Below are 26,336 nucleotides of genomic sequence, written 5' to 3' on the forward strand. Positions count from 1 at the left end.
CCGTTTCGCTTGAGGGAGTGTCATGGATCACCTGTACGAGTTGCCAGGGCTCCCCTGCACGGAAAGCATTGGGGGGTGAGTCACGACGTCGCGTACCTCCGGTTCCCGCACCTGCACGACGACCTTCTCTGCTTCGCCACCGAGGACGATCTCTGGGTCGCCCCGCTGGTCCCCGACGGACAGGCTCCCGGGCGGGCCTGGCGCATCACCGTCGACCGGACCCGCGTCGGCCACCCGCGGTTCTCCCCCGACGGCAGGCACATCGCCTACACCAGCTGGCGCAGCCTCGACCCCGAGATCCACCTCGCCCCCGTCGACGGCGGCCCCGCCCGCCAGCTGAGCTACTGGGGCGCCCTCGACACCCGCGTCTGCGGCTGGACCCCGCCCGACGAGGACGGCCGCAGCGACATCCTGGCCGTTTCCTCGCACAGCCAGCCCTTCTCCTACTTCGCCTGGGCCTACACCCTCCCGACCGACGGCAGCCCCGGCGGACGCCTGCCCTGGGGACCCGTCTCCGACATCCAGGTCCACGCCACGGACGAGGGCGAGCGGCACTCCCTGCTGCTCACCGGCAAGCCCCCGCACGAGCCCGCCGCCTGGAAGCGCTACCGCGGCGGCGCCACCGGCCGACTGTGGCTGCACGGGCAGCGGCTGCTGGAGGACATCGAAGGGCACCTCGACTCCCCGATGTTCGTGGACGGCAGGGTCGCCTTCCTCTCCGACCACGAGGGCATCGGCAACCTGTACTCCTGCCTGCCCGACGGCACCGATCTGCGCCGCCACACCGATCACGACGAGTTCTACGCCCGGCACGCCTCCAGCGACGGCTCCCGGGTCGTCTACCAGTGCGCGGGCGACCTCTGGCTCGTGGAGTCCCTGGAGCGGGGCGCCGTCCCGCGCAAGCTCCAGGTCCGTCTCGGCGGCCCGCGCGCGGGCCGGCGTACGTACCAGGTGCCGGCCGCCAGCCACGTCGACTCGCTCTCCGTGGACGCCACCGGGCGCGCCAGCGCGGTCGTGGTGCGCGGCAGCCTCTACTGGCTGACCCACCGCGACGGCCCGGCCCGGACCATCGCCGACACGGCGGGGGTGCGCGTACGGCTGCCGGAGATGCTCGGCAGCGGCGGACAGGTCGCCTACGTCACCGACGCCGAGGGCGAGGACGCGATCGAGATCGCCTACCTGCCGCGGGCCTCCGGGGAACGGCAACCGCGCCGGCTGGCCTCGGGCGAGCTGGGGCGGGTCACCGAACTGCTCGCGGACCCGGACGGCGAGCGGCTCGCGATCGCCTCCAACGACGGCCGGCTGCTGCTCATCGACGCCACCGAGGAGTCCAACGGCGAGGTCACCGAGCTGATCCGGTCCATCAACGGACCCGTCACCGACCTGGCCTTCTCCCCCGACGGAGCCTGGCTGACCTGGTCGCACCCGGGCATCGGGCGTTCGCTGCGGCAGATCAAGATGGCCCGGATCTCCGGCCCCGGCGCCCGCGTCGTCGTCGACGTCACCAACGGCCGCTTCGAGGACGAGAATCCGGTCTTCACCCGCGACGGGCGCTACCTGGCCTTCCTGTCGTGGCGCGGCTTCGACCCGGTCTACGACGTGCACACCGGCGACCTGTCCTTCCCCCTGGGCTGCCGCCCGTACCTGGTGCCGCTGTCCTCCGCCACCCCCTCCCCCTTCGCGCTCTCCGCCGAGGGGCGGCCCGCGGCGGGCGGACTGGACCTGGCGGAGGGCGACTCCGGCGAGGGCGACGGCGCCGTGACCGTGGAGGTGGAGGGGCTGGAGAGCCGGGTCACCCCGTTCCCGGTGACCGCGTCCAAGTACTCGGCCCTGTACCCGGTGCACGGCGGCGGGCTGGTCTGGCTGCGCTGGCCGATCTCGGGCGCGCTCGGCGAGACCTTCGCCAACCCGGCCGACATCAGCGGCAAACCGACACTGGAGCACTTCGACCTCACCAAGGCACGCAAGACCGAACTGGCCTCGGGGCTGGACTGGTTCGCGGTCAGCGGCGACGGCACCCGGCTCGTGATCAACGACGACGGGGACCTGCGCGCGGTCCCGGCGACCGAATCGGGCGACAGCGACTCGACCGTCTACCTGGACCTGCGGCGCATCCTGCACGAGGTGGACCCGGCGGCCGAGTGGCGCCAGGCCTACGAGGAGGCCGGGCGGATCATCCGCGCCTACTTCTGGGAACCGAAGATGTGCGGCATCGACTGGGACGGGGTGCTGAGCCAGTACCGCTCCCTGGTCGAACGGGTCGCCTCCCCCGACGAGTTCGCCGACCTGATGCGCGAGGTCCTCGGCGAACTCGGCACCTCGCACGCCTACGTCTCCCCCGCGCGCCGCAACGAGGGCCCCCCGCACTACCAGCGGGCCATCGGCCTGCTCGGCGCCAACCTCTTCCCCCGGGACGGGGAATGGGTCGTCAGCCGGATCCTGCCCGGCGAGTCCTCGGACTCCAAGGCCCGCTCCCCGCTGGCCGGCACCGGCATCCGGGAGGGCGCGGTGCTCACCCACGTCGACGGGCGGGCGGTGGACCCGGTGGCCGGACCCTACCCGCTGCTCGCGGCGGCGGGCGGGACCACCGTGGAGCTGACCTTCCAGCCCGCGGCGGGCGAGGGCCGGGCCCGCCGGGTCGCCATCGTGCCGCTGATCGACGAACGGCCGCTGCGCTACCAGGACTGGGTGTCCAAGCGCCGCGAGGCCGTCCGGGAGATCAGCGGCGGCCGGTGCGGCTACCTCCACATCCCCGACATGGGCGGCTCCGGCTGGGCGCAGTTCAACCGCGACCTGCGGATGGAGATGTCCCGGCCCGCGCTGATCGTGGACGTACGCGGCAACGCGGGCGGGCACATCAGCGAGCTGGTGGTGGAGAAGCTGACCCGTTCCATCCTCGGCTGGGACCTGACGCGCAACGCCCAGCCGGTCTCGTACGCCTCCAACGCGCCCCGCGGGCCGATCGTGGCGCTGGCCGACGAGGCGACCTCATCGGACGGGGACATGATCACCGCGGCCTTCAAACTGCTGGGGCTGGGACCGGTGGTGGGCCAGCGCACCTGGGGCGGGGTGGTCGGCATGACCGGCCGCCACACCCTCGGGGACGGCACGGTGATCACGGTGCCGATGAATGCCGCCTGGTTCCCCGAGTACGGCTGGTCGGTGGAGAACCACGGCGTGGAGCCGGACCTGTCGATCCTGCGCACCCCGCTCGACTGGGCGGAGGGGCGGCACGCCCAGCTCGACGACGCCGTGCACCTCGCGCTGGAACTGCTGGAACAGGACCCGGCCGCGGTGCCGCCCGGCTACACGGACGTACCGGACCGGCGCCGCCCGAAGCTGCCGCCGAGGGAGTGAGCGGGGGCTTTCCGCACCCATGGCTTCACGCGCACACGGCTTCCGCGCACACGCACGAGGGGCGCGATCCCCGGATCAACGGGGATCGCGCCCCTCGGCGCTGCGGTCGAGCGGGGGTACCTAGGTCCGGTCGTCGAGCTCGTCCTGGATGTCGTCGAAGGACCGCTGCGGCGAGTCCTGGGCCTGCGGCGCCCGCCGGGACTTCTCGTCCTGCGCGCCGCCCTTGCCGGCCTTCTGCGCCTGCCGGGCCTTCTCCTTGAGCTCCTGCGCCTTGTCCTGGAACTGGTCCTTGATACCCATGCTGTTCACTCCATGAGGGGTGTCGGGGGGTGGGGCCTCGACCAGACTTGCACGGGCGGATGGAGCTCGCATTTCGATCAGTGACGCTGCGTGCGCTCCTTCTCGTCGGCGGCCCCGCCGGCCCCCACGAGCCCCTTCGACACCCCGCCCAGGCGCGGCTCGAAGCGCTTCATCTCGCGCTGCCCGACCGTCGCGATCACCCCGGGCAGGTAGCCGCGCATCCCCTGCATGCCGCGCAGCCACCACTGCGCGTACACGTGCGGCGAGCGCCGCTCGATGCCCGCGACGATCCGGTCGACGGCCGGCCCCAGCGGGTACGTCCGGTTCGACGGCCACGGCAGCCGCTGGCGCAACTCCCGCATGACCTCGTCCTGGTCGGCGCCGCGCACCATGTCCGTGTCGGTCCAGGAGAGGTAACCGACGCCCACCTTGACCCCCTTGTAGCCGACCTCGGCGCGCAGGCAGTGCGCGAAGGCCTCGACCCCGGACTTGGAGGCGCAGTAGGCGGTCATCATCGGCGCCGGGGTGATCGCGGCGAGCGAGGCGATCTGGAGGAAGTAGCCGCGGCTCTCCATCAGTACGGGCAGGAAGGCGCGGGCGGTGACGGCTCCGCCGATCAGGTTGACCTCGATGACCCGGCGCCAGGCGTCCGGGTCCGAGTCGGCGAACGGACCGCCGGCGGCCACGCCCGCGTTGGCGACGACGATGTCCACCTTGCCGAAGCGCTGCTTGACCTCCTCGGCGACCCGGGCCATGGCCTCGTGGTCGGTGACGTCGGCGTACCAGTGGTCGCTGTCGGTGTGCAGCCGCTCGGAGACCTCCTTGAGGGCCTCCGGCTCCAGCCCGACGAGGGCGATCTTCGCCCCGCGGGCCGACAGCTTGCGCGCGAGCAGTTCGCCGACCCCCCGGGCTGCACCGGTGACGACGGCGACCTGGCCTTCCAGACTCCTGCGAGCGCTCACGGCGTCTTCTCCTTCTCGGTGGTGCCGGGCCGGGTGATGCCGGGCTGATCGGTTTCGAGATACAGGTCGGCCAGCTCGCGCAGGACGGCGGTGACGGCCTCGGGGGCCTCGACCGGGGTCATGTGCCCCATACCGGTGAGCTCGGTCAGGCCCACGCAGTTCGGCAGCGCCGCGGCCAGCCCACGGGCGTGCACGATCGGGGTGAGCCGGTCGGCCGTGCCACCGATGACGGCCGTGGGCACGGCGAGGCGGGCGACGTCCGCGTCGAGGTCCAGCCCGGCCAGCACCTGGGACCACGCGTGGCGCACGCCGGTGGGGCAGGCGTGGACGATACGGGCGCACGCCTCGACCCTGTCGGGCGCGGAGCCGGGCCCCATGGTGGCGTACTTCAGGACCTTCCTGGCGACGGGCGTGACCGGCCCGAGGGGGGCGCGGGAGCCGAGCACCGCCCCGGTGATGCGTGTCCGGGCGCGCCCGGCACGCACCGGCAGGACCAGCGCCTCGGCGACCAGCCGGGAGCTGCCGGTGCTGCACAGCAGCACGGCCGCGGCCCGCTGGGCGAACTCCGGCCGGCCCGCCGCCGCCATGATCGTCATGCCGCCCATGGAGTGCCCGGCGACGACCGCCCGCTCCCCCGGGGCGAGGGTGGCCTCCAGGACCGCCACGAGGTCGTCGGCGAGGGCGGTGGTGCTGTGCGTCCGGGCGGCCGGGCTGCGCCCGTGGCCGCGCTGGTCGTAGGCGACGACACGGTGGGTGGCCGCCAGGGCCCGGATCTGCGCGGCCCAGAAGGCGGTGGAACAGGTCCAGCCGTGGGCGAGCACCACGGTCGGCGCGCCCGCCTCCCCGTGGACCTCGACGTGCAGGCGGGCCCCGTCGGCGGAGACGGCGACGAGCTCGCGCCGCGCGGCGGGCGGGGCGTACGGCCCGGAGACGACGTGCGTCAGGCGGCTCACGCGACGCCCTCCGACTCGAATCCAGCCCCGCCGGCGTCCGAAGCGCCGCCCGGGGCAACTCCAGCCCCGCCGGCGTTTGAGGCGCGGGGGTCCGGGGGCAGGGCCCCCGGCAGCGGCGCCGCACCGGCCCCCGCGGAGCCCCCGCGGGAGCGACGCGGCTTCGGCCCCGCCGTAGCCGAAACGGCCGCCGGAACCCGCTCGCGCTCCCCCACCCGGACGACCTCGTACTCCGCCAGATCGACGCTCCGCGTCTCCCGCCGGAACTCTCCCGTCGTGCCCGGCCAGACCGTCGTGTTGCGCCCCTGCGCGTCCAGGTACCAGCTGGTGCAGCCGCCGGTGTTCCACACCGTCCGCTCCATCCGGGCCTGCACCTGCCGGTTCCACCGGTTCACGGCGGACGGCCGGGCGACGAGCGCGACCTTCCCGGCCGGGCTGCTCCCGCCGAGGACGGAGAGCTGCCGCAGGTAGTCCGCCATGTAGTTGAGCTGCGACTCGATCATCAGGATCATCGAGCTGTTCCCGAGCCCGGTGTTCGGGCCGATGATCGTCATCCAGTTGGGGAAGCCGGCGGCGGTGGCCCCGCGCAGCGCCTGCATCCCGTCCTTCCAGGCGTCCGCGAGGATCTGGCCCTCCGCGCCCACCACCCGGTCCGCGATCGGCATGTCCGTGACGTGGAAGCCGGTGCCGAAGATGATCGCGTCGACCTCGGTCTCGGTCCCGTCGGCGGCGACCAGCACCGAGCCGCGGATCTCCCTGAGCCCGGAGGCGACCAGGTCCACATCGGGCCGGGCCAGGGCCGGGTAGTACTCGCTGGAGAGCAGGATCCGCTTGCAGCCGATCCGGTAGGAGGGCGTCAGCTTGGCGCGCATCGCCGGGTCCTTGATGGAGCGCGCCATGTTGGCCTTGGCCAGGGACTCGACGAGGCCGAGCTGGTTCGGGCGCTTGGTGAAGGCGCTGACCTGCAGCTCCCTGATCCCCCACAGCAGCCCGCGCCGCGCGGCCCGGGTGAAGGGCAGCTGGCGGTGGAGCCAGCGCTCCACCGCGGTGATGGACCGGTCGGTGCGCGGCATGACCCACGGCGGGGTCCGCTGGAAGAGGGTGAGGCGCTCCACCACGGGGGCGATGGCGGGCACGATCTGGATGGCGGAGGCGCCGGTTCCGATCATGGCGACGCGCTTGCCGCGCAGGTCGTAGTCATGGTCCCAGCGGGCGGAGTGGAAGACCTTGCCGGGGAACCCGGCGAGCCCGGGCACCTCCGGCATCTTCGGGTCGGACAGCGGCCCGGTCGCGGAGACCACGACGTCGGCTGTCAGCTGCCCGGCCGAGGTCTCGATCTCCCAGCGCAGCTCCTGCGCGTCCCAGCGCATCATCCGCACCTCGGAGTCGAGCCGGATGTGCCGGCGCAGCCCGAAGGTGTCGGCGACGTGCTCCAGGTAGGCGCGGATGGCCTGCTGCCCGGAGAAGGTCCGCGGCCAGTCGGGATTGGGAGCGAACGAGAACGAATAGAGGTGGGAGGGGACGTCACACGCGCACCCGGGATAGCTGTTGTCGCGCCAGGTGCCGCCGACCGAGTCGGCCCGTTCCAGTACGACGAAGTCCGTGATCCCTTCGCGCCGCAGCCGTACGGCCGCGCCGAGCCCGCCGAATCCGGACCCGATCACCGCCACCCGTACGTGCTCGCGTCCACCCGAGCCGCTTGTGCCACCCATGCCCGCCGCCTTCCGCTCATCCGCAGTCCCAGCCACGCAACGCCGCACCACACCATCGAAACACTGCCAGCAATCACTGGCACAATCGGGAGGGTAGAGCAGCCCGCGTACTCATGGGTAGGGGTCCGACCCGGAAAGTTACTGCCGGTACGCCATAAGGTGCGTCTGTGGCGAAGGAAGAGACGCAAGCGAAGAAGGTGCGCGAGTACCGCACGGAGGAACTGGCCGAGGCGGCCGGCATCCCGGTCCGCACCCTGCGCTTCTACCGCGAGCGCAAACTGCTCCCACCGCCGCGCCGCGAAGGGCGGATCGCCTGGTACGACGACCACCACCTGGCCCGGCTGCGCACCATCGCCGCCCTGCTGGAACGCGGCCACACCCTTGGCGGCATCGCCGAGCTGACCGCCGCCTTCGAGAGCGGCCGCGACGTCGGCCAGCTCGGCGAGCTGCTCGGCATCGGCTGGTCCGAGGAGACCCCGGTCCGGCTCACTCCGGAGGCACTGGCCGACCACTTCGAGGGCGAGGTCACCCCGGAGAACCTGGCGGCCTCCCTGGACCTCGGCTACCTCGCCGTCGACGGCGACGCGATCGTGCACGTCAGCCGCCGCCTGCTGGACGTCTCCTCGGCCCTGGTCCGCGAGGGCGTCCCGCTGGCGGCGGTCCTGGAGACCGGCCGCCGCGTCCGCGAGCACGCGGACGCGATGGCCCTGCTCTTCACTGAGCTGATATCCGCCCACATCTCACCGGATGCGCTCACCCGGCTGCGCCCGCTCGCGAAGAGCGTGGTCGAGGCCGAGCTGACGATGGCGATGGACCGCCTCCTGGCGGCGGGCGGCGGCCCGGGCGCCGACCCGGGTCAGGCGCCCAGCTCGTAGACGACGGTCACCGGCGCATGGTCGGACCAGCGCTCGGGGTGCGTCTCGGCCCGCTCCACGAAGGCCTTCACGGCCCTCGCCGCGAGCCCGGGGGTCGCCACCTGCAGGTCGATCCGCCAGCCGGCGTCGTTGTCGAAGGCGCGCCCCCGGTAGGACCACCAGGAGTACGGCCCCTCGGTGTCCGGGTGCAGCTCCCGCACCACGTCGACGTAGCCCGCGTCCGCGTAGACCTTGCCGAGCCACTCCCGCTCCTCGGGGAGGAAGCCCGCGTTCTTCCGGTTCGTCTTCCAGTTCTTGAGGTCGGCCTCCTGGTGACAGATGTTCCAGTCACCGCAGACCACGACCTCGCGGCCGTCGGCGGCGGCCCGCACCTTCAGCGCCGCCAGGTACGTCAGGAACTCCCCCATGAACCGGTACTTCTCGTCCTGCTTCGCCGTCCCGGCCTCGCCCGAGGGCAGGTAGAGGCTGGCCACGGTCACACCCGGCAGATCGATCTCCAGGTAGCGCCCGCTCGCGTCGAACTCCGCACTGCCGAATCCGACCTGCACCCGCTCGGGCGCGCGCCGCGTGTAGAGCGCGACCCCGGCCCGGCCCTTGACGGCGGCCGGCGCGAAGACGGTGTGCCAGCCCGCGGGGGTCCGGACATCCTCCGGAATCTGCCCCTCCTCGGCCCGTACCTCCTGCAGGCAGACCACATCGGCGTCGGATCCCTCGAGCCACGCCCCGAAGCCCTTCTTGGCGGCGGCGCGGATCCCATTCACATTCACGGAGGTCACAGTGAGCATCCCAGCACCATAGCGGGATGGTTCCGTACGATATTCGAATGTCTCACGGGATAGACCTCCGCACCGTGCCGTACGACCACCCGGACGCGGTCAAACTCAACGACCAGGTCCAGCTGGAGTACCAGGAGCGGTACGACGGCGAGGGCGACGCCACCTACCTGGACCCGGCGATGTTCGCCCGGCCGCAGGGCCTGTACCTGCTGGCGTACGACGCCACGGGCACCCCGGTGGCCAGCGGGGGCTGGCGCAGCCAGGACGAGAACGACGAGGGCTACGCGGACGGCGACGCGGAACTCAAGCGCATGTACGTCGTCCCCGAGGCCCGCGGCCTGGGCCTGGCCCGCCGCATCCTGGCAACCCTGGAGGACGACGCCCGCGCGGCGGGCCGCCACCGCATGGTCCTCGAAACGGGCGACCAGCAGCCGGAGGCGATAGCCCTCTACCTCTCCTCGGGCTACACCCTGTCGGCCAAGTTCGGCCACTACCGCCACCACGACTCCAGCCGCTGCATGACCAAGCCCCTCCAGCCGGCCCCCGCCGACGCACCCCCCATCCCCGCCGGCCAGTCCACCCCCGCCGGCGTCTGAGGCGCGGGGGTCCGGGGGCGGCGCCCCCGCAACGGCGCCGCACCCGCCAGGTCCCGCAGCGCGGACGGCGGGCCCGGCGATGACCCTGGTCGGATCCACTACCCGCACCCCCGTGCCGGGTAGGCCGACCGGGGCATCGCCGAGTGTCCGTCCCCGCGGGAGCCGACGTGTTCACCCGTCGAGATCATGCGTCGCCGGGGTCCTGAAGTGAGCGAAAAGCAGGCAGGATGATCGTGCAATGCGAGATCCAGCAGGGTGGAAATATGTGCACGGGAACGGATTTAACCGACACTGACCCGACCGCCACCGGCCGTGAGAACGAGATCTGCCCGGACGGCCTCCGGTACTACGCGGACTCCCTGCAGGGCCGGGCCACCTCCGGCGCGTGCCCCCCGTGCCTGCTCGACCTGGGACTCGTACGACGGCTGCCGGACGGCACCTTCGCCGCCATCCCGCCCCGGCTCGCGGCCAACGCCCACATGGACCGTCTGGAACGGGCCATCGAGGAGAAGCGGAACGCCCTGACGGCCGTCCGCACCTCGATCTCCCGCGCCCAGGAGGTCTATCTGGACAGCTACCGCAGCGGGGACGCGCACGCGGTCCGCACGGTGCACGGCGTGGGCACCATCAACGCGACCATTTCCGCAGCCGTCCGCTCCTGCCAGCAGGAACTGCTGACCGCCCAGCCGGACGGCGCCCGCCCGCAGGAAGTGCTCGACGCGGCGCTGCCGAACGACCTCGCCGCCCTCCAGCGCGGCGTCCGGCAGCGGACCGTCTACCAGCACACCGTCCGCTCCCACCCGCCCACGCTCGCCTATGTGGAGCAGATATCGCGGGCGGGCGGCGAGGTCCGCACCCTGGACGAGGTCTTCGACCGGCTGATCGTCTGCGACCGCAAGATCGCCTTCGTCCCCGACCCGGGCACGAAGCGCAGCGAGGTCGCCCTGGCCATCGAGCATCCCGCGGTGGTCCGGTACCTCGTCGGCATCTTCGACCACGCCTGGCAGCGCGCCTCGCCACTGCGGGACGTTCCCGGCGGCCGGCTGCCGGCCGCGCTCACCGACGACATCCGCCGCACGATCCTGCGCCACATGGTCAACGGCCACACCGACGAGGCCATCGCCACCCGCCTCGGCATGAGCACGCGCAGCGTCGCCCACCACATGCGCTGGGCCGCCGACCTGTTCGGCAGCCGCAGCCGCGCGCAGCTGGCTTACCTCATCGCCCGCAGCGGATTCCTCGACGACCCCCCGCCGACGGCCGCCGACTGACCCGTGCGGCGGGCCGGGGGCCGTCCACCGCGGCGGCCTCCGTCAGGACGGATCGGGCGCGGACTCCGTCGCGGCAGCGCGGGCCGTGGAGGTCAGACGGTCCAGGACGTCCTGGGGGGTGACGAGGTACGACTTGCCCGTGACGGACTGCTCGTACGAGGCGCGGACCGGGCGCCACAGCGCGCAGGCCTCCCGCCCCGTGACGGCGAGCGCGTTCTGCATGCGGGGGTCGAACAGGTCGTAGTAGTGGAGGGTGAGGCCTGGTTCGACGGTCTCCGGGATGCGGGCCGAGCCCTCCTTCTCGTGGTTCGCGAGCACGCCGATCACGTGGGCCATGTGGATCGCGGGGAGGCGGCCCTGCGGGGCGTCCGGGTGCTGGAAGGTGTGCAGCCAGAGGTACGAGTCGGTGTCCGGCCGGGCCTCGACCGGGGTCGTGGCCAGCCGGCCGAGGTGGTCGTGGAGGGAACCGCCGGCCCTGATCGCGCCACCCAGCACGTGCCGGATCCTTTCGACCAGACGGTCCTCGTCGTCCGGCGTCTCGTACTCGAGCCGCGCCTGCTCGAGCGCGTACTCCTGGTACGAGTCCGGAATCCACTCCGGCACGTCGCTGACCCCGGTCACCGCCCGCGGCGTGACTCCGGCCATGTCCGCCGGGGCGTGCGCGTCGAGGCGGACCAGCGCGCGGCCGGGGAGCCTGGTGAACAGCGGGCTGTCCGGGTGCAGTCCGTACGAGCAGTTCATCCACAGGCGCAGGTGCGGACCCTCCTCGTCCCCGGGGCGCCAGACCGCCTCCGGGACCTCGGCGTCGTCCTCCGTGACGCTCGCGGGGGCGCCGATGCGCCGCGCGATGCCGTCCACGTACTCCCGCCACACGGTGCGCGCCCGGGCGATGACCTCCGGGTTCTCCTCGACGCTCTCGGCCTCGACCGCGTACGGCGCATAGCGCGCCAGTCGCACCGGGTTGAGGAAGCTGCGTCCCTTCCCGTACAGCTCGAAGGCGTTGCCGGAGCGGCTGTGCACGGTGAGCACGGCATCGACCTCGACCGTGGTGAAGAACCTGACCTCCTCCATCCACGCGGCGATCCCGCTCTCCCGGACCGGCGGGCCCGACCACAGCGCCGGGTCCGGCAGCCCTATGAAGAGGGCCGCGTCCCGGAGTTGGGCCGCTTCGTGCTGCCATGCAACTCGCACGTTTCTTCTCCCCGTCGAATGATCATTTCGCCGATCATCCTAGGGTCGGCCCCGGAAGCGGGTGTTCACCCGGACCGGCCGGGGGGCGCCCCCGACCCGGTACGGAACGCCCGCGCCCGTGGCGGACGGCACTTCGCGGGTGCCCTTCGAACACACCCCGGAAAACGCCGAGATCCCGCCCGGTCTTTCGACCGGACGGGATCTCATGACGTTCACGAGAGCTACTCGCGAACTGTCGTTTGTGGACCTGTGGGGATTTGAACCCCAGACCCCCTCGATGCGAACGAGGTGCGCTACCAGACTGCGCCACAGGCCCTTGCGACGTGTGAAACATTAGCATCCCCGCGCGGGTGCTCCAAAACCGATATCCCGGAGCGTCCGTGCAGGTCACCGATCACTCGTTCGCGGCGCGCGGGCGGTCCTCGCCCTCGTACTGGTCGAACAGCGGGGTCCTGCCCCTGCCCTGACCGCGCGGGTGCGGCGTGGTCTGGGGCTTCGGGTCCGGCTTGGGGGGTGCGGGCTGGGCGCGCAGGCGCGGTTCCGTCGGCTCCGCCGTGCTGGAGCGGGTCGCGCTCCAGGCGTCCTGGGCCGCGGGGCCCGTGGCGCGGGGGGCCACCGGTGCCGTCACGTACGTCGGCAGCGGGACCGGAACCGGCTCCCAGCTGTCACCGCGGGCGGGGCCGCGTTCGCGCTCGCGCTGCTGGTCCACCCACTCGGCGTGGTCGGTCTGCTCGACCAGCGCGCGCCGTCCGGCCTCCTGTGGGGAGACCGGTGGCGCAGGGTCCGGTTCGCCACCGGACGCGGCCTCGGGCTCACGGCGGCTCGGGCGGTTCTCCCGCAGCTGCCGCGCGGCCGCCTCGGCGCGCCGCCGGTCCATGGTGAACTCGTAGCGCCGCCGCTCCTGGACCCGCAGGTGCACGATGTACGTGCTCAGCAGCAGGGCGGGAACGGCGGGAGCCCAGAGGTAGTGCAGGCCGCCCACCGCGGCCACGACGGCACCGAGGGTGAAGACCAGGAAGAGGAGTGCGGTGGTGCGCCGGCGGCGCGCGAGGACCTGGAGACGCTGTTCGCGCCGGGCCCGCTCCGCCCGCTGTTCCCGTTCGACGGCGGCCGGTCTCGGCTCCGCCCTGGTCGGGGGCACGACAAAGGCCCGGGCGTCGGCGTCGACGGAATCAATCGTTTCCGTCGCGGCGTCCGGGTCCGCGTGGGGCTGGGGCTCCGCCTGCTCGTCACCGCGCTCACGCAGCCCCTTGGCGTAACGGCGCTCCATTCCCGCCCGGCCGGAAAGCAGCCGAATGGCAGTGGAGAAGCGTTCCGTCGGACGGGCTTCGTTCAGCTCGTCCTGCCTCCGGAGCCACATGGGCACCAAGTAGGCGGCCCAGGCCCCGACAATGACTGCGTAGATGAGGCCGCTGCTGCTCACACCTCACACCGTAGAGGGGTGCGGCCGAACGGATCGGCCAATTGGGCCGGTGTGTCGCGCGATCTCGCTGATATCACGGACTTTTTTTGTGATTCTTCGGATCAGGTTATGGGCGAATCGGTTACCCGAGGGATTAATTCGAACAGATATTCGCTTATCGCTGCTCGGGGCGGGCCCCGCTATTTCGGCGGGGACGGTGAGTGGCGCGACCGGTGCCAGCGGCGCAGCAGCCCCTCCGGCACCTCTTCCACGGTCACCGCGTAGACGAGGTGGTCGCGCCAGGCCCCGTCGATGTGCAGATAGCGCGGCCGCAGACCCTCCTCGCGCAGGCCCAGCTTCTCCACGACCCGCCGGCTCGGCACGTTCTCGGGGCGGATGCACACCTCGATGCGGTGCAGGCCGACCTTCCCGAAGCAGTGGTCCACCGCCAGCGCGACCGCCGTCGGCATCACGCCGCGGCCCGCCACCTCGCGGTCCACCCAGTAGCCGACGTGGCCCGCGCACATCGAGCCCCAGGTGATCCCGGCGACCGTCAGCTGGCCCACCAGCCGGCCCTGGTACTCGATGACGAAGGGCAGCATCCGGCCCGCGTTCGCCTCCGCCCGCAGATGGCGGACCATCTGGCGGTACGTGGGCCGCTGGATCACCGGCCCCCACGGCGCGGGCGGCGGAATCGTGGCCTCCCACGGCCGGAGCCAGTCGCGGTTGCGCCGGTTGACCTCGCGCCAGGCCTTCTGGTCCCGCAGTTTTATCGGCCGGAGCGTGACATCGCCGTCCGTCAGGACCACCGGCCAGGTCGGGCCGTTCAGCTCGTGCTCCCGGAGGGTGCCGCCGGTCTGGGGTGGTCGCCGCCCCGCATCTGGTCCACCGCGTGCGGCAGGACGCGGGCCAGGACGGTGAGGCCGTCGCGCACCCCGCCCGTCGAGCCGGGGAGGTTGACGATGAGGGTCTGCCCGGCCACGCCCGCCAGGCCCCGGGACAGGGCCGCGGTCGGCACCTTCGCCAGGCCTTCGGCGCGGATGGCCTGCGGGATGCCCGGGATCTCGTAGTCCAGCACCCGCGCGGTGGCGTCCGGGGTGCGGTCGGTCGGGGAGATTCCGGTCCCGCCGGTGGTCAGGATGACGGCGTACCCGGCAGCCACGCCCTCGCGCAGCGCCTGCTCCACCGGATCGCCGTCCGGGACGACCCGCGGGCCGTCCACCGTGAAGCCGAGCCGCTCCAGCGCCTCCGCCAGCAGGGGGCCGCCCTTGTCCGCGTACACGCCCTGCGAGGCCCGGTTCGAGGCCGTCACGACCAGCGCCCGGCCCAGCGGCCGCGGGGGCTCGCCGCTCGAAGCGCCGTCGCCGGGACCGTGGCCGGGGCCGTGACTGTGGGTGTGGCTGTGGCTGTGGCTGTGCACCTCGCCGCCGCGCGGGGCGTTCACGAGCGCGCCCAGTCGCCGGACTTGCCGCCGGTCTTCTCCTCCACCCGGACGTCCGTGATGACCGCGCCCTTGTCGACCGCCTTCACCATGTCGATCACGGTGAGGCCGGCGACCGCGACCGCGGTGAGCGCCTCCATCTCGACGCCCGTACGGTCGGTGGTCTTCACGGTGGCCAGGATCTCGACCGCGTCGTCGGCGACCCGCAGGTCGACCTTCACGCCCGAGACGGCCAGCGGGTGGCACAGCGGGATCAGGTCGGGGGTCTTCTTCGCCCCCATGATCCCGGCGATCCGCGCGGTGGCGAGGGCATCACCCTTGGGGACGCCCTCGCCGCGCAGCAGCTCGATCACCCGCGGGGCGACGAGTACGCGTCCGCTGGCCCGCGCCGTCCGGGTGGTGACGTCCTTCCCGGACACGTCGACCATCCGGGCCGCGCCGGCCTCGTCGATGTGGGTGAGCCTGCTCTCGGTACTCATTGCTGCGCCGCTCCGCTCTGGGCCCCGAGGGGCCTGTGTGGTGCGACACACGCTACCCGTACCGGCCCCGCTTCAGCCGAGCAGGATCACTTCCAGCTCGGTCCCGGGCTCCACCGAGGTGACGTCCTCCGGTACGACCATCAGGGAGTCCGCGTGCGCCAGCGCGGCGATCAGGTGGGAGCCCGATCCGCCGACCGGGCTGACCGTGCCGCTCTCCGCGTCGTACTTGCCGCGCAGGAACTGGCGCCGGCCGGCCGGGGAGCCCAGCGCCTTGCCGGCCTCCAGCACCGCCCGCACGCTCGGCCGCCGCACCTCGGACTCCGGCAGCCCCATCAGGGTGCGGATCGCGGGGCGCACGAACAGCTCGAAGGAGACGTACGAGGACACCGGGTTGCCGGGCAGTGCCAGCAGCGGGGTGTGGTCCGGGCCGATCGTGCCGAAGCCCTGCGGCTTGCCGGGCTGCATGGCGAGCTTTCGGAAGTCGACCCCGCCCCCCTCGACGTCCTCGGCGTCGGCGTCGTCCGAGCCGACGGAGGACAGCGCCTCCTTGACCACGTCGTACGCGCCGACGCTGACCCCGCCCGTGGTGACGAGCAGGTCGGCCCGGATCAGCTGGTCCTCGATGGTGGCGCGCAGGGTGTCGGCGTCGTCCGCGACGGCGCCGACCTGGTAGGCGATGGCCCCGGCATCCCGCGCGGCCGCGGCCAGCGCGAAGCTGTTGGAGTCGTAGATGGTGCCCGCGGTGAGCGCCTCGCCGGGCTGGACCAGCTCGCTGCCGGTGGACAGGACCACCACGCGGGGGCGCGGCCGCACCCGTACGGTGCCGCGCCCGATGGCGGCCAGCAGGGCGATCTGCGGCGGCCCGAGGACCGTGCCGGCCGCAAGCGCCAGGTCGCCGGCCTGTACGTCGCTGCCGCGCGCGCGGACGTGCGCCCGCGCCTCGGCGGCGCGGTGCACCCGTACCTCGCCGCCCGCCTGCTCGGGGGCGGCGCTGGCCGGGGTCATCCCGGCGGCCGCGCCGCCGCCCGTGCCGCCGTCGGTCCACTCGACCGGTACGACGGCTTCCGCGCCGGGCGGCAGCGGGGCGCCGGTCATGATGCGGGCGGCCTCGCCGGGGCCCACGGTGGGCAGCTCACCGCTGCCCGCCGCGACGTCCCCGATGACCGTCAGCACCGCGGGGAACTCCTCGCTCGCACCCTGGACGTCGGCCGTGCGGACGGCGTAGCCGTCCATGGAGCTGTTGTCGAAGGGCGGGAGGGCGACGGGCACGGTCACGTCCTCGACCAGGACACAGCCCTGGGCGTCCAGCAGTTGGAGCTCGATGGGCTCCAACGGCCGGACGGCCGAGAGGACGTCCGCGAGGTGCTCGTCCACGGACCACAGACGGTGGCCGGTGTCCTGCGGTGCGGAACTGCTCAAGGTGCTACATCTCCTCCGTGACGTAACGGTGAAGCCAGGTGCGGAACTCGGGGCCCAGGTCCTCGCGCTCGCACGCGAGGCGGACGATGGCCCGCAGGTAGTCGCCGCGGTCCCCGGTGTCGTAACGACGGCCCCGGAAGACCACGCCGTGCACCGGACCGCCGACGCTCTCGTCGGCGGCCAGCTTCTGCAGGGCGTCGGTGAGCTGGATCTCCCCACCGCGGCCCGGCTCGGTCTCCCGCAGTATGTCGAAGATCGCGGGGTTGAGGACGTAGCGTCCAATAACAGCGAAATTGCTGGGGGCGTCCTGGGGCTCCGGCTTCTCGACGAGTCCGGTGATGCGGACCACGTCCTCCTCGTCCGTGGCCTCCACGGCGGCGCAGCCGTAGAGGTGGACACTGGCCGGGTCGACCTCCATGAGCGCGATGACGGTGCCGCCGGTGCGGGCGTAGATGTCGGCCATCTGACGCAGCAGCGGGTCGCGCGGGTCGATGAGGTCGTCGCCGAGCAGGACGGCGAACGGCTCGCGGCCGACGTGCGGCTCGGCGCACAGTACGGCGTGGCCCAGACCCCGCGGGTCGCCCTGGCGGACGTAGTGCATGGTGGCCAGGTCGCTGGATTCCTGGACCTTCTTCAGCCGGTCGTCGTCGCCCTTGGCGATGAGAGCCGACTCCAGCTCGTAGTTCCGGTCGAAGTGGTCTTCCAGCGCACGCTTGTTACGCCCAGTGATCATGAGCACATCGTCGAGCCCGGCCCCCACGGCCTCCTCGACCACGTACTGGATGGCCGGCTTGTCCACAACCGGGAGCATTTCCTTCGGGGTCGCCTTGGTCGCCGGAAGGAACCGAGTGCCGAGGCCAGCGGCCGGAATCACGGCCTTCTTGATCACGGGGTGCAACATAGTCATGGCCAGAACGATAGTGGGTTCTGCCGAAGGCCAGACTAGATCGCTGCAGGTAGATACAGGTATGCCCTGATTCGGAAGGATATTTGATTTCGTCGTGGCAGAGAACCCGCCCACCGGCCCGGCCGCCCGCCCGTCCACCGGCCCGCCCGCCGACCCGGCCACCGCATCGGCCTCCGCCTCCGCCAAGGCCGGGCTGCGCCGGGAACTGCTCGCCGCGCGCCGCGCCTTGTCCCCCGGCACGTGCCGTACGGCGGCCACCGCGCTCGCCGTCCGGGCTTTCGAACTGCCCGAACTGGCCGATGCCCGCACGGTGGCGGCGTACGTCTCGATCGGCACCGAACCCGGCACCCGGGAGCTCCTCGACGCCCTGCGCACGGCCGGCAAGCGGGTGCTGCTCCCCCTGCTGCTGCCCGACAACGACCTCGACTGGGCGGCGTACGAGGGCCCCGGCAGCCTCGCCGAGGCCGCACACCCGGGGAAGATGCGCCTGCTGGAGCCGACCGGTCCCGCGCTCGGCCCGGACGCGGTCGCCGCGGCCGACGCCGTGCTGCTGCCCGGGCTCGCGGTGGACGGCCGCGGAATGCGCCTGGGCCGCGGCGGGGGCTCGTACGACCGGGTGCTGGAGCGGCTGGAGCGCGCCGGGGCGCATCCCGCGCTGGTCGTGCTCCTCTACGACGACGAGGTGGTCGCGCGGGTCCCGGAGGAACCGCACGACCACCCCGTACAGGCGGTGGCGACCCCGTCAGGGGTGCGCCGCTTCGGCTCGTGACGACCTGATCCCGGCCCGGGTCCCTACGAGCCCCCGGGCTCCAGGGTCAGGGTGTCGACCGTGGCCTTCTCGACGGCGTCCTTGCCGAAGGGCCACTCCAGCAGTTCGCCCTTGGCCCACATCGTCGTCTGGTCCGTGTAGTGCGCGTTGTACGCGTGCCCCGAGGCACCCGTCAGGTTGATCCAGCGCGACTTGTCGAGGTCGTTGAGGTTCACGACCATCCGCATCGACGGCACCCACGTGACCCCGTACCCGCTGGAGGCGTTCCAGCCGGTCGCGTTGACCGTGGCCTCGCCGCCGCCCAGGTTCCACGGGCCGCGGTTGAGGAGCCACTGCATGAAGCCGGGGCCCTCGGTGCCGATCGTCTGGTTCTTCAGGGTCAGCTGGTGCAGCCGGCCCCAGCTCCAGGTGGACTGGTCCTTGCCGAGCTTGGCGGTCAGCTCCCAGCGGGCGTCCCGCATGGCCCGGGCGAAGAGCTCGTCGCGCGTGGTGGCCGCGGGCTGGGTCACGGTCTTCGGCGAGCTCCACCACGGCGACTTCTCGTCCTTGACCAGGCGGCGGACCACCTCGAACCAGCGGTCACCACCGTCGGGCTGCGCCGAGTCGGAGTCGCGGGTGCCGCACTCGCGGACGGTCTTGGCGAGGTCGTCGGCGGGGCCGGTGCCGTTGCCGAGGACGTTCATGCAGCTGCCCTCGATCCGCAGCTCCTTGGGCATCTTGTCGCCGAAGGACAGCTTGAGGATGTTGCGCCAGACCGCGTTGAAGTAGGCCGCGGCCGCCGAGTCGGGCTCCTGCGTGTAGTTCCAGCCGTCCAGCAGCTTCTGCGCGGCGCGCACACCCGGGTCCGAGACCTCGATCTTCGCCAGCATCGGGGTCAGCAGCGCGGCGATCTCGCTGCTGTTGTCCATCTGCATGGTGCGCATGTCGTCGGTCGAGATCCGGCCGCCGTCCTTGATCTTCGCCTCGATGAGGTCGTTGATCCGCTGGCTGCGGGCGCCGTAGCCCCAGTCGGTGGTCAGCGGGTACGGGTACTTGCCCGCGCCGGTCCCGGTCTCCACGACGGCCTGGTTGGCGGTGACGATGTAGCCGCGGGACGGGTTGGAGTCCCAGGGCATCTCGTTGGACGGGATGTAGCCGGCGTTGCCGTCCTTGCCGCCCTTCCAGGCGTACTTGGAGTCCCAGCCCGGGGTGGGCATCCGGCCGTCGCCCTGGCCTCGCACCGGAATGCGGCCGGGGGCCTGGTAGCCGATGTTGCCCGTCGCGCCCTTGTTGTCGGCGTAGATCAGGTTCTGGGACGGCACGTCGAACTCGGCGGCCGCCGCCCGGAAGGAGGCGAAGTCCTTGGCCCGGTCGAGCTTGAAGACCGCGTCCATCGTCTTGCCCGGGTCCAGCGCCGTCCAGCGCAGGGCGACGGCGTAGCCGTCGCCGCGGTCGGGGGCGGAGCTGGCGACGGGGGCGCGGGTGCCGACCGTACCGAGCTCCTCGCTGCGGTCGGAGACGAGCGGGCCGTTGTTGGTGGTGCGGACGGTGATCTTCTTGCTGTCGCCGCCCGCGACCTTGATGACCTCTTCACGGGTGGTGAAGGGGAGCACCTTGTTGTCGTAGACGTAGCCCTCGGGCTTGACCTGCTCCAGGTAGAGGTCGGTGACGTCGGCGCCGAGGTTGGTCATGCCCCAGGCGATGTCGGCGTTGTGGCCGATGACCACGCCGGGCATGCCGGAGAAGGTGTAGCCGGCCACGTCGTACTGGCACTGGGCCGAGACCGCGCGGCAGTGCAGGCCCATCTGGTACCAGACCGAGGGCAGCTGCGGGGACAGGTGCGGGTCGTTCGCGAGCAGCGGCTTGCCGGTGGTCGTGTACTTGCCGGAGATGACCCAGGAGTTCGAGCCGATGCCGCTGCCGTTGGGGCCGAGGATCGCGGGGATCTTGTCCAGGGTGTCGGCGAGGGAGCTCAGCTGGGTGCGCAGGCCCACGGTCGCGCCCTGGGCGGTGGCGTTGCCGGCGAGGCCGGTGGGGGTGTCCGTGGCGGCCGAGGTCTGGGTTCCGACGGCGCTGCCGGAGCCGGTCCCGGTGCCCGTGCCGGTCCCGGCGCCCGAGCCGCTGCCGGCGGCGGCGCCCTGCGGGGTGTACTTCCCGCCGTCGACCTTGCCGCCCTCGACGATCGGCTTGTTCCGGTCGAAGGGGTACGGCGGGTAGAGCTCGTCGATCTGCGCCTGCGAGAGCTTCGTCGCCATCAGCGCGCGGTCGATCTCGTCCTGCATGTTGCCGCGCAGGTCCCACGCCATCGCCTTGAGCCAGGCCACCGAGTCCACCGGCGACCACTGCTCGGGCCGGTAGTCGTCGCTGAGCTCGAGGGCGGCGTGCTCGACGGAGAGGGCCTTGCCGGACTTCCCCTTCAGGTACGCGTTGACCCCGTCGGCGTAGGCTTGCAGATACTTCTTGGTCTCGGGCGACAGCTTGGTGTCGTACTCGGCCTGCGCGACCTGGCGCCAGCCCAGGGTGCGCAGGAAGGCGTCCGTCTCGACCTGGCCGGAGCCGAACATCTCCGAGAGCCGCCCAGACGTCATGTGACGTCGTACGTCCATCTCCCAGAACCGGTCCTGCGCGTGCACGTAGCCCTGCGCGCGGAAGAGGTCGTCGTCGTTGTCCGCGTAGAGCTGGGGAATGCCGTGGGCATCACGCTTGACGTCGACGGTCCCGGTCAGGCCCGGCACCTTGAGGGAGCCGGTCGTCTGGGGGAAGGAGGCGCGCACGCCGTCCACGCTCCAGTACGCCCCGTAGCCGAGGCCCGCGAAGAGCGCCAGGACCAGGACGAGCACGATCAGACGGGCGCGTCGTCCCTTCTTCTTGACGGGAGGAGCGGTTTCGTTGGCGGGCATCGCTGTCCTTAGAGGGGCAGGGTGGTCCTGGGAGTACTGGGAGCAACCATAGGCGCAGGACCGACTTCGTTGATCCGCCAGGGGTCGAGGTCTGGAGGACAGGGGGGAACAGGCGTTTCACAATGTGGTTATCGCGTAAAGGGCGCGTCAAAGATTAGGTAAGGTAACGAACTACTTGCCGAACTTGTCGCCGGGAGGATCGATCCGCCGGGCGCATTGAGGAGGGCCGCCCGCTGACTGTCCACACGCTCAATGAGCTTCTGCTGGTCTGCTCGCTCGTGCTGCTCGTCGCGGTGGCGGCGGTGCGCATCTCTTCGCGCAGCGGTCTCCCCAGCCTGCTCATCTACCTCGGCATAGGCATCGCGATAGGCCAGGACGGCATCGGCAACGTCGTGTTCGACAATGCCGAGCTGACCCAGGTCATCGGCTATGCGGCACTCGTCGTGATCCTCGCCGAGGGTGGTCTGGGCACGAAATGGAAAGAGATCAAGCCGGCCCTGCCGGCCGCGGTCGTGCTTTCACTGGTGGGCGTGGCGGTCAGCGTGGGCGTGACGGCGGCGGGAGCGCATTACCTGGTCGGACTGGAATGGCGGCAGGCCCTGCTGATCGGCGCGGTCGTCTCCTCGACCGACGCGGCGGCCGTCTTCTCGGTGCTGCGGAAGGTCCCGCTGCCCTCCCGGATCACGGGTGTCCTGGAGGCCGAGTCCGGCTTCAACGACGCACCCGTCGTCATTCTGGTGGTGGCCTTCTCGACCGTCGGCCCGGTGGACGAGTGGTACGTCCTGCTCGGCAAGATCGCCCTGGAGCTGGCGATCGGCGCCGCGATCGGACTGACCGTGGGCTTCCTGGGCGCGTACGGCCTGCGGCACGTGGCGCTGCCCGCCTCCGGCCTCTACCCGATCGCCGTGATGGCCATCGCGATCGTGGCGTACGCGGCCGGCGCGATGGCGCACGGCTCCGGCTTCCTCGCGGTGTACCTGGCGGCGATGCTGCTCGGGAACGCGAAGCTCCCGCACTGGCCGGCCACCCGGGGCTTCGCCGACGGGCTCGGCTGGATCGCCCAGATCGGCATGTTCGTGCTGCTGGGCCTGCTGGTCACCCCGCACGAGCTGGTCCGCGACTTCTGGCCCGCGGTGATCATCGGGCTGGTGCTGACGATGGTGGCGCGGCCGCTGGAGGTCTTCATCAGCCTGCTGCCCTTCCGGATCCCCTGGCAGGAACAGGCGCTCATGTCGTGGGCGGGCCTGCGCGGCGCCGTGCCCATCATCCTGGCGACCATCCCCATGGTGTCCGGGATCGAGGGCAGCGACCGCGTCTTCAACATCGTCTTCGTGCTCGTCGTCGTCTACACCCTGGTGCAGGGGCCGACCCTGCCCTGGCTGGCGCGCAAGCTGAACCTCGGGAGCGGGGACGAGGGCGCCTCCGACCTCGGGATCGAGTCGGCGCCGCTGGAGAAGCTGCGCGGCCACCTGCTCTCCTTCTCGATCCCGCCCGCCTCGCGGATGCACGGCGTGGAGGTGAGCGAGCTGCGGCTGCCGCCGGGGGCCTCGGTCACTCTGGTGGTCCGGGACGCGAAGAGTTTTGTACCGGCGCCGTCGACCGTGCTGCGGCGCGGGGACGAGCTGCTGGTGGTGGCCACGGACCCGGTCCGGGACGCGGCCGAGGCACGGCTGCGGGCGGTGGCCCGGGGCGGCAAGCTCGCGGGGTGGCTGGGTACGGGCGGACCCGTTTCGCATTAGAGCGTCGTTCTAATTCCGCCGATTTCGCTGAGATATGCCCGCTTTCGCCTGCCTTTCCGGCCTCTTTACCTGCGAACCGGCCGCTAATCCCAGGTGAAGACACCCCTTGTCGCCGAATTCACAGGGCGTGGTAGTGGCTTTCCCTGTACGATGAAGGCACACCAGATCGAACCAACTCTGCCTGACGCAGAGCTGGCGCGACCGCAAAGCGGCCGTGGCACCACCCGCAGTGGGCGCCCAGGTATCACTCGGTTCTGCGCAAGAGGACAGCTCTCGGGGCTCCCACATGTACGGGTGCGGTCGCTCACAAGGCGACGCATCGTCCGCAGACGGGGACGCTCTACCAGGCAGCGGAAAGGCAAGGCCGTGACATCCGCGGTCACGACCGACACGTCCGCCCGCCCCGGCTACGGGCAGCTCCTGCGCACCCCCGGCGCCCTCGGCTTCGTACTCCCCGGCTTCGCAGCACGACTCCCCTTCGGAATGCTGACGATCAGCATCCTGCTGCTGGTCCAGCACACCACCGGTTCCTACGGCAGCGCCGGCATCGTCGCCGCCGTCACCGGTGTCTCCATGGCACTGTCCGCCCCGCTGATGGGCATCTTCACCGACCGCCTCGGCCAGAGCGCCGTCCTGCTGCCCGTGGTCCTCACGCACTCCGCCGCCGTCACCGGCCTGGCCGCGCTCGCGCTGCTGGACGCGCCGGTCTGGGCGCTGGCGCTGGCCGCCGTACCCACCGGCGCCTCGGTGCCGCAGGTCGGACCGATGGTCCGGGCCCGCTGGGCCACCAAGCTGGAGGGCTCGCCGTTGCTGCCTACGGCCGCCGCCTTCGAGTCCGTCACCGACGAGTTCACCTTCGTCGTCGGCCCGGTCCTCGCGACCGCGCTGTGCACCGGCGTCCACCCGGCGGCGGGCCTGGTCACCGAGGCTACGCTGACCCTGCTCGGCGGCCTGCTCTTCGCGGCCCAGCGGGCCACCCAGCCCAAGGCGCACGCCCCGTCGGCCGCCGGTGAGAAGCGCGCCTTCGCGCTGTCCTTCCCGGGCCTGCGCGTCCTGATCTTCGCCTTCCTCGGGATCGGCGCCGTCTTCGGCGGCATGCAGGTCTCGCTCGCCGCCTTCTCCAACGAGATCGGCAACCCCGGGGCCAACGGCCTGCTCTACGGCGTCTTCGCGGCCGGCAACATGATCGCCGGCATCGCCATGGGCGCCATCGCCTGGAAGATCGGCCCGCGCCGCAGGCTGATCCTGGGCTACATCGGCCTCACCGCCGCCGCGTCCGTCCTGTGGGCCGCCCACTCGATGATCCTGCTGGGCGCGCTCGGCCTGGTCGTCGGCCTGTGCATCGCCCCGGCGCTGATCACCGGCTACACGATGGTCGAGCAGCTGATCCCCGCCAATGCGCGGACCGAGGCCTTCACCTGGCTGACCGGCTCGATCGCCTTCGGTCAGGCCATCGCCGTCACCCTGGCCGGCCGCCTGACGGACGCGCACGGGTCCTCGTTCGGCTTCCTCGTGCCCATGGGTGCCACCGCGCTCGCGCTGGCCACGCTGCTGGCGCTGCGGGCGAAGCTGGCCCCGAAGGCTCCGAGCCGGATCGTGAACGCGTCCGCGCAGTCGGGGGCGGCTTCGGCCCCGGCGATCGCCCCGGCGACCGCCACCGCGACCGTCCCGTCGGCCTCCCGTAACCGGGTGAACGAGCGTGGGATGGGTCACCGCGTGCCGGTGACGGTGGACTGATCCGCCGGAATACGTCACCATGGAGCGTCGTTAGCACTCATTGAGTGAGAGTGCCAGGAGGAAATTCGTGCCGACCTACCAGTACCAGTGCACCGAGTGCGGTGAGGGCCTTGAGGCCGTGCAGAAGTTCACCGATGACGCACTGACCGTGTGCCCGAGCTGCGACGGACGCCTGAAGAAGGTGTTCTCCGCGGTCGGCATCGTCTTCAAGGGCTCCGGTTTCTACCGGAACGACAGCCGTGGCGCGTCGTCGAGCAGCACCCCTGCCTCGAAGCCGTCCTCGAGCTCCTCGTCGCCCTCGACGTCGACCGCCGCCGCCGCTCCTGCCGCCTCGTCGTCCTCGACGTCGTCGAGCTCGAGCAGCAGCTCCACGTCGGCCGCCTGACCGCTTCCTTCCGAGGCCCCGCCCGCCCTGACCGGGGCAGCGGGGCCTTTCGGCGTACCCCGTTAGGGTGGGCCGCATGGTGAACGCAGAGATCGGTGTCATCGGCGGCTCGGGCTTCTACTCCTTCCTGGAGGACGTCTCCGAGATCCAGGTGGAGACCCCGTACGGGCCCCCGAGCGACTCCCTGTACGTGGGTGAGCTGGGCGGGCGCCAGGTGGCCTTCCTGCCCCGGCACGGGCGCAGTCACACCGTCCCGCCGCACAAGATCAATTACCGGGCCAACCTGTGGGCCCTGCGCTCGGTCGGGGTCCGCCAGGTGCTGGGCCCGTGCGCGGTCGGCGGCCTGCGGGCCGAGTACGGGCCGGGCACGCTGCTCGTTCCCGACCAGCTGGTCGACCGTACGAAGGCCCGTGCCCAGACCTTCTTCGACGGGGAGCCGCTGCCGGACGGTTCCGTTCCGAACGTCGTGCACACCACCTTCGCCGACCCGTACTGCCCGGTGGGCCGGTCCGTGGCACTGGCGGCGGCCCGCGGGCGGGACTGGGAGCCGGTGGACGGCGGCACCATGGTCGTCATCGAGGGGCCGCGGTTCTCGACGCGCGCCGAGTCGCGGTGGCATGCGGCGGCCGGCTGGTCGGTGGTCGGCATGACCGGTCACCCGGAGGCGGTCCTCGCCCGTGAGCTGGGGCTCTGCTACACCTCGATGGCCCTGGTCACGGACCTGGACGCGGGCGCCGAGACCGGCGAGGGCGTGTCGCACACGGAGGTCCTGAAGGTGTTCGGCGAGAACGTCGGGCGGCTGCGCGAGGTCCTCTTCGACGCGGTGGCGGCCCTGCCGGCCACCGAGAGCCGCGACTGCCTGTGCACGCACGCGCACGACGGCTGGGACCTGGGCATCGAGCTTCCGTAACCCCTGCCGGGCTCCCCACGACCACGTTGTCAGTGGCGGCCCCTAGCCTTTCCGCATGGGTGATTTCGGGGGGATGACCGTGGCGCAGGCCTCGGTGAGGGAGCTGCGGGAGTTCGCGGCGGAAGCCGGGTACGTCGGCGTGGGCGCCGATGCGGATCTGGGCGGTGGGGGGGGGGGGGGGGGGGGGGGGGCCGCCCGCCCCCCCCCCCCGGGGGCGGGGGCCCGGGCGGGGGGGGGGGGGGGGGCGCCCCGGGGGGCGAGACGCGCGGCCGGCCGCAC

At 72.0% G+C, this 26,336-nt stretch carries 22 protein-coding genes and 1 tRNA gene; 9 read left to right on the forward strand and 14 right to left on the reverse strand.

The window, feature by feature from the left end; translation table 11 throughout:
- Window positions 1-75: 75 nt before the first annotated feature.
- Window positions 76-3,357, forward strand: a complete 3,282-nt coding sequence (locus ACGFZK_RS24120) for a S41 family peptidase (RefSeq protein WP_393850924.1) — start codon at window positions 76-78, stop codon at window positions 3,355-3,357.
- A 120-nt stretch (window positions 3,358-3,477) separates the two neighbouring features.
- Here the strand turns inward: ACGFZK_RS24120 and ACGFZK_RS24125 are convergent, their stop codons facing one another.
- The 4 genes from ACGFZK_RS24125 to ACGFZK_RS24140 all read right to left on the reverse strand — a co-directional run bounded on the left by ACGFZK_RS24125 (window position 3,478) and on the right by ACGFZK_RS24140 (window position 7,281).
- On the reverse strand, window positions 3,478-3,657 hold the full coding sequence (locus tag ACGFZK_RS24125) for a hypothetical protein (protein ID WP_393850925.1): 180 nt from the start codon (window positions 3,655-3,657) through the stop codon (window positions 3,478-3,480).
- A 77-nt stretch (window positions 3,658-3,734) separates the two neighbouring features.
- Window positions 3,735-4,619, reverse strand: a complete 885-nt coding sequence (locus ACGFZK_RS24130) for an SDR family oxidoreductase (protein WP_393850926.1) — start codon at window positions 4,617-4,619, stop codon at window positions 3,735-3,737.
- Window positions 4,616-5,572 carry an alpha/beta fold hydrolase gene (locus ACGFZK_RS24135; protein WP_393850927.1) on the reverse strand — a complete coding sequence of 319 codons (957 nt, stop codon included), beginning with the start codon at window positions 5,570-5,572 and terminating at the stop codon, window positions 4,616-4,618. The genes ACGFZK_RS24130 and ACGFZK_RS24135 overlap by 4 nt, the downstream gene beginning before the upstream one ends.
- Window positions 5,569-7,281: a flavin-containing monooxygenase gene (locus tag ACGFZK_RS24140; RefSeq protein WP_393850928.1), complete on the reverse strand. Its 1,713-nt coding sequence runs from the start codon at window positions 7,279-7,281 to the stop codon at window positions 5,569-5,571. Before ACGFZK_RS24140 ends, ACGFZK_RS24135 begins: the two co-directional genes overlap by 4 nt.
- A 167-nt stretch (window positions 7,282-7,448) precedes the next feature.
- Between ACGFZK_RS24140 and ACGFZK_RS24145 the strand changes: the two genes are divergently transcribed.
- Window positions 7,449-8,156 (forward strand): MerR family transcriptional regulator, encoded by a 708-nt coding sequence (locus ACGFZK_RS24145; protein WP_393850929.1) that lies wholly within the window; start codon window positions 7,449-7,451, stop codon window positions 8,154-8,156.
- On the opposite strand, the gene ACGFZK_RS24150 is transcribed toward ACGFZK_RS24145, so the two are convergent.
- Complete coding sequence (locus ACGFZK_RS24150; RefSeq protein WP_393850930.1) at window positions 8,138-8,941, reverse strand: exodeoxyribonuclease III; 804 nt, start codon at window positions 8,939-8,941, stop codon at window positions 8,138-8,140. The two genes, ACGFZK_RS24145 and ACGFZK_RS24150, sit on opposite strands and share 19 nt — an antisense overlap.
- A 38-nt stretch (window positions 8,942-8,979) precedes the next feature.
- On the opposite strand from ACGFZK_RS24150, the gene ACGFZK_RS24155 reads away from it, so the two are divergent.
- Window positions 8,980-9,528 carry a GNAT family N-acetyltransferase gene (locus tag ACGFZK_RS24155; protein WP_393850931.1) on the forward strand — a complete coding sequence of 183 codons (549 nt, stop codon included), beginning with the start codon at window positions 8,980-8,982 and terminating at the stop codon, window positions 9,526-9,528.
- Between the two features lie 227 nt (window positions 9,529-9,755).
- A complete protein-coding gene (locus ACGFZK_RS24160; RefSeq protein ID WP_393850932.1) occupies window positions 9,756-10,799 on the forward strand; it encodes a LuxR family transcriptional regulator in 1,044 nt (347 codons plus the stop codon).
- A 42-nt stretch (window positions 10,800-10,841) separates the two neighbouring features.
- Here the strand turns inward: ACGFZK_RS24160 and ACGFZK_RS24165 are convergent, their stop codons facing one another.
- The 8 genes from ACGFZK_RS24165 to galU form a co-directional block, all read right to left on the reverse strand.
- Entirely contained in the window at window positions 10,842-11,990 is a 1,149-nt protein-coding gene (locus tag ACGFZK_RS24165) for a hypothetical protein (RefSeq protein WP_393850933.1), read from the reverse strand.
- A gap of 242 nt (window positions 11,991-12,232) precedes the next feature.
- A tRNA-Ala gene (locus ACGFZK_RS24170) sits at window positions 12,233-12,306 on the reverse strand.
- Window positions 12,307-12,384: 78 nt separating this feature from the next.
- Entirely contained in the window at window positions 12,385-13,413 is a 1,029-nt protein-coding gene (locus ACGFZK_RS24175) for a hypothetical protein (RefSeq protein ID WP_393850934.1), read from the reverse strand.
- Between the two features lie 179 nt (window positions 13,414-13,592).
- A complete protein-coding gene (locus ACGFZK_RS24180; protein ID WP_393850935.1) occupies window positions 13,593-14,201 on the reverse strand; it encodes a GNAT family N-acetyltransferase in 609 nt (202 codons plus the stop codon).
- A 17-nt stretch (window positions 14,202-14,218) separates the two neighbouring features.
- On the reverse strand, window positions 14,219-14,722 hold the full coding sequence (locus ACGFZK_RS24185; RefSeq protein WP_393850951.1) for a molybdenum cofactor biosynthesis protein B: 504 nt from the start codon (window positions 14,720-14,722) through the stop codon (window positions 14,219-14,221).
- 110 nt (window positions 14,723-14,832) lie between these two features.
- Window positions 14,833-15,312 (reverse strand): cyclic pyranopterin monophosphate synthase MoaC, encoded by a 480-nt coding sequence (moaC, locus tag ACGFZK_RS24190; protein WP_030012065.1) that lies wholly within the window; start codon window positions 15,310-15,312, stop codon window positions 14,833-14,835.
- 72 nt (window positions 15,313-15,384) lie between these two features.
- On the reverse strand, window positions 15,385-16,731 hold the full coding sequence (gene glp / locus ACGFZK_RS24195) for a gephyrin-like molybdotransferase Glp (RefSeq protein ID WP_393850936.1): 1,347 nt from the start codon (window positions 16,729-16,731) through the stop codon (window positions 15,385-15,387).
- 4 nt (window positions 16,732-16,735) lie between these two features.
- Complete coding sequence (gene galU, locus ACGFZK_RS24200) at window positions 16,736-17,638, reverse strand: UTP--glucose-1-phosphate uridylyltransferase GalU (protein WP_393850937.1); 903 nt, start codon at window positions 17,636-17,638, stop codon at window positions 16,736-16,738.
- 193 nt (window positions 17,639-17,831) lie between these two features.
- Between galU and ACGFZK_RS24205 the strand changes: the two genes are divergently transcribed.
- A complete protein-coding gene (locus ACGFZK_RS24205; RefSeq protein ID WP_393850952.1) occupies window positions 17,832-18,407 on the forward strand; it encodes a 5-formyltetrahydrofolate cyclo-ligase in 576 nt (191 codons plus the stop codon).
- A gap of 23 nt (window positions 18,408-18,430) precedes the next feature.
- Here ACGFZK_RS24205 and ACGFZK_RS24210 read toward each other — a convergent pair whose 3' ends face one another.
- Window positions 18,431-21,286: a penicillin acylase family protein gene (locus ACGFZK_RS24210; RefSeq protein ID WP_393850938.1), complete on the reverse strand. Its 2,856-nt coding sequence runs from the start codon at window positions 21,284-21,286 to the stop codon at window positions 18,431-18,433.
- A gap of 215 nt (window positions 21,287-21,501) precedes the next feature.
- Here ACGFZK_RS24210 and ACGFZK_RS24215 point away from each other — a divergent pair, with 215 nt between their 5' ends.
- The 4 genes from ACGFZK_RS24215 to ACGFZK_RS24230 all read left to right on the forward strand — a co-directional run bounded on the left by ACGFZK_RS24215 (window position 21,502) and on the right by ACGFZK_RS24230 (window position 26,057).
- Window positions 21,502-23,025 (forward strand): potassium/proton antiporter, encoded by a 1,524-nt coding sequence (locus ACGFZK_RS24215; protein ID WP_393850953.1) that lies wholly within the window; start codon window positions 21,502-21,504, stop codon window positions 23,023-23,025.
- A gap of 366 nt (window positions 23,026-23,391) precedes the next feature.
- Window positions 23,392-24,762, forward strand: a complete 1,371-nt coding sequence (locus ACGFZK_RS24220; RefSeq protein WP_393850939.1) for an MFS transporter — start codon at window positions 23,392-23,394, stop codon at window positions 24,760-24,762.
- A 67-nt stretch (window positions 24,763-24,829) separates the two neighbouring features.
- Window positions 24,830-25,147, forward strand: a complete 318-nt coding sequence (locus ACGFZK_RS24225) for an FmdB family zinc ribbon protein (RefSeq protein ID WP_393850940.1) — start codon at window positions 24,830-24,832, stop codon at window positions 25,145-25,147.
- 76 nt (window positions 25,148-25,223) lie between these two features.
- Window positions 25,224-26,057, forward strand: a complete 834-nt coding sequence (locus ACGFZK_RS24230; protein WP_393850941.1) for an S-methyl-5'-thioadenosine phosphorylase — start codon at window positions 25,224-25,226, stop codon at window positions 26,055-26,057.
- Window positions 26,058-26,336 lie beyond the last annotated feature (279 nt).

It is taken from the genome of Streptomyces sp. NPDC048257 (genome assembly GCF_043201855.1).
GTDB lineage: Bacteria > Actinomycetota > Actinomycetes > Streptomycetales > Streptomycetaceae > Streptomyces.

Bases quoted from the DNA above. Each gene is read 5' to 3' on its own strand.
- ACGFZK_RS24150 (WP_393850930.1), bottom strand. From the start codon at position 8,941: ATGCTCACTGTGACCTCCGTGAATGTGAATGGGATCCGCGCCGCCGCC.
- ACGFZK_RS24230 (WP_393850941.1), top strand. From the start codon at position 25,224: ATGGTGAACGCAGAGATCGGTGTCATCGGCGGCTCGGGCTTCTACTCC.
- ACGFZK_RS24160 (WP_393850932.1), top strand. From the start codon at position 9,756: ATGATCGTGCAATGCGAGATCCAGCAGGGTGGAAATATGTGCACGGGA.
- moaC (WP_030012065.1), bottom strand. From the start codon at position 15,312: ATGAGTACCGAGAGCAGGCTCACCCACATCGACGAGGCCGGCGCGGCC.
- ACGFZK_RS24125 (WP_393850925.1), bottom strand. From the start codon at position 3,657: ATGGGTATCAAGGACCAGTTCCAGGACAAGGCGCAGGAGCTCAAGGAG.
- galU (WP_393850937.1), bottom strand. From the start codon at position 17,638: ATGACTATGTTGCACCCCGTGATCAAGAAGGCCGTGATTCCGGCCGCT.
- ACGFZK_RS24210 (WP_393850938.1), bottom strand. From the start codon at position 21,286: ATGCCCGCCAACGAAACCGCTCCTCCCGTCAAGAAGAAGGGACGACGC.
- ACGFZK_RS24140 (WP_393850928.1), bottom strand. From the start codon at position 7,281: ATGGGTGGCACAAGCGGCTCGGGTGGACGCGAGCACGTACGGGTGGCG.
- ACGFZK_RS24155 (WP_393850931.1), top strand. From the start codon at position 8,980: ATGTCTCACGGGATAGACCTCCGCACCGTGCCGTACGACCACCCGGAC.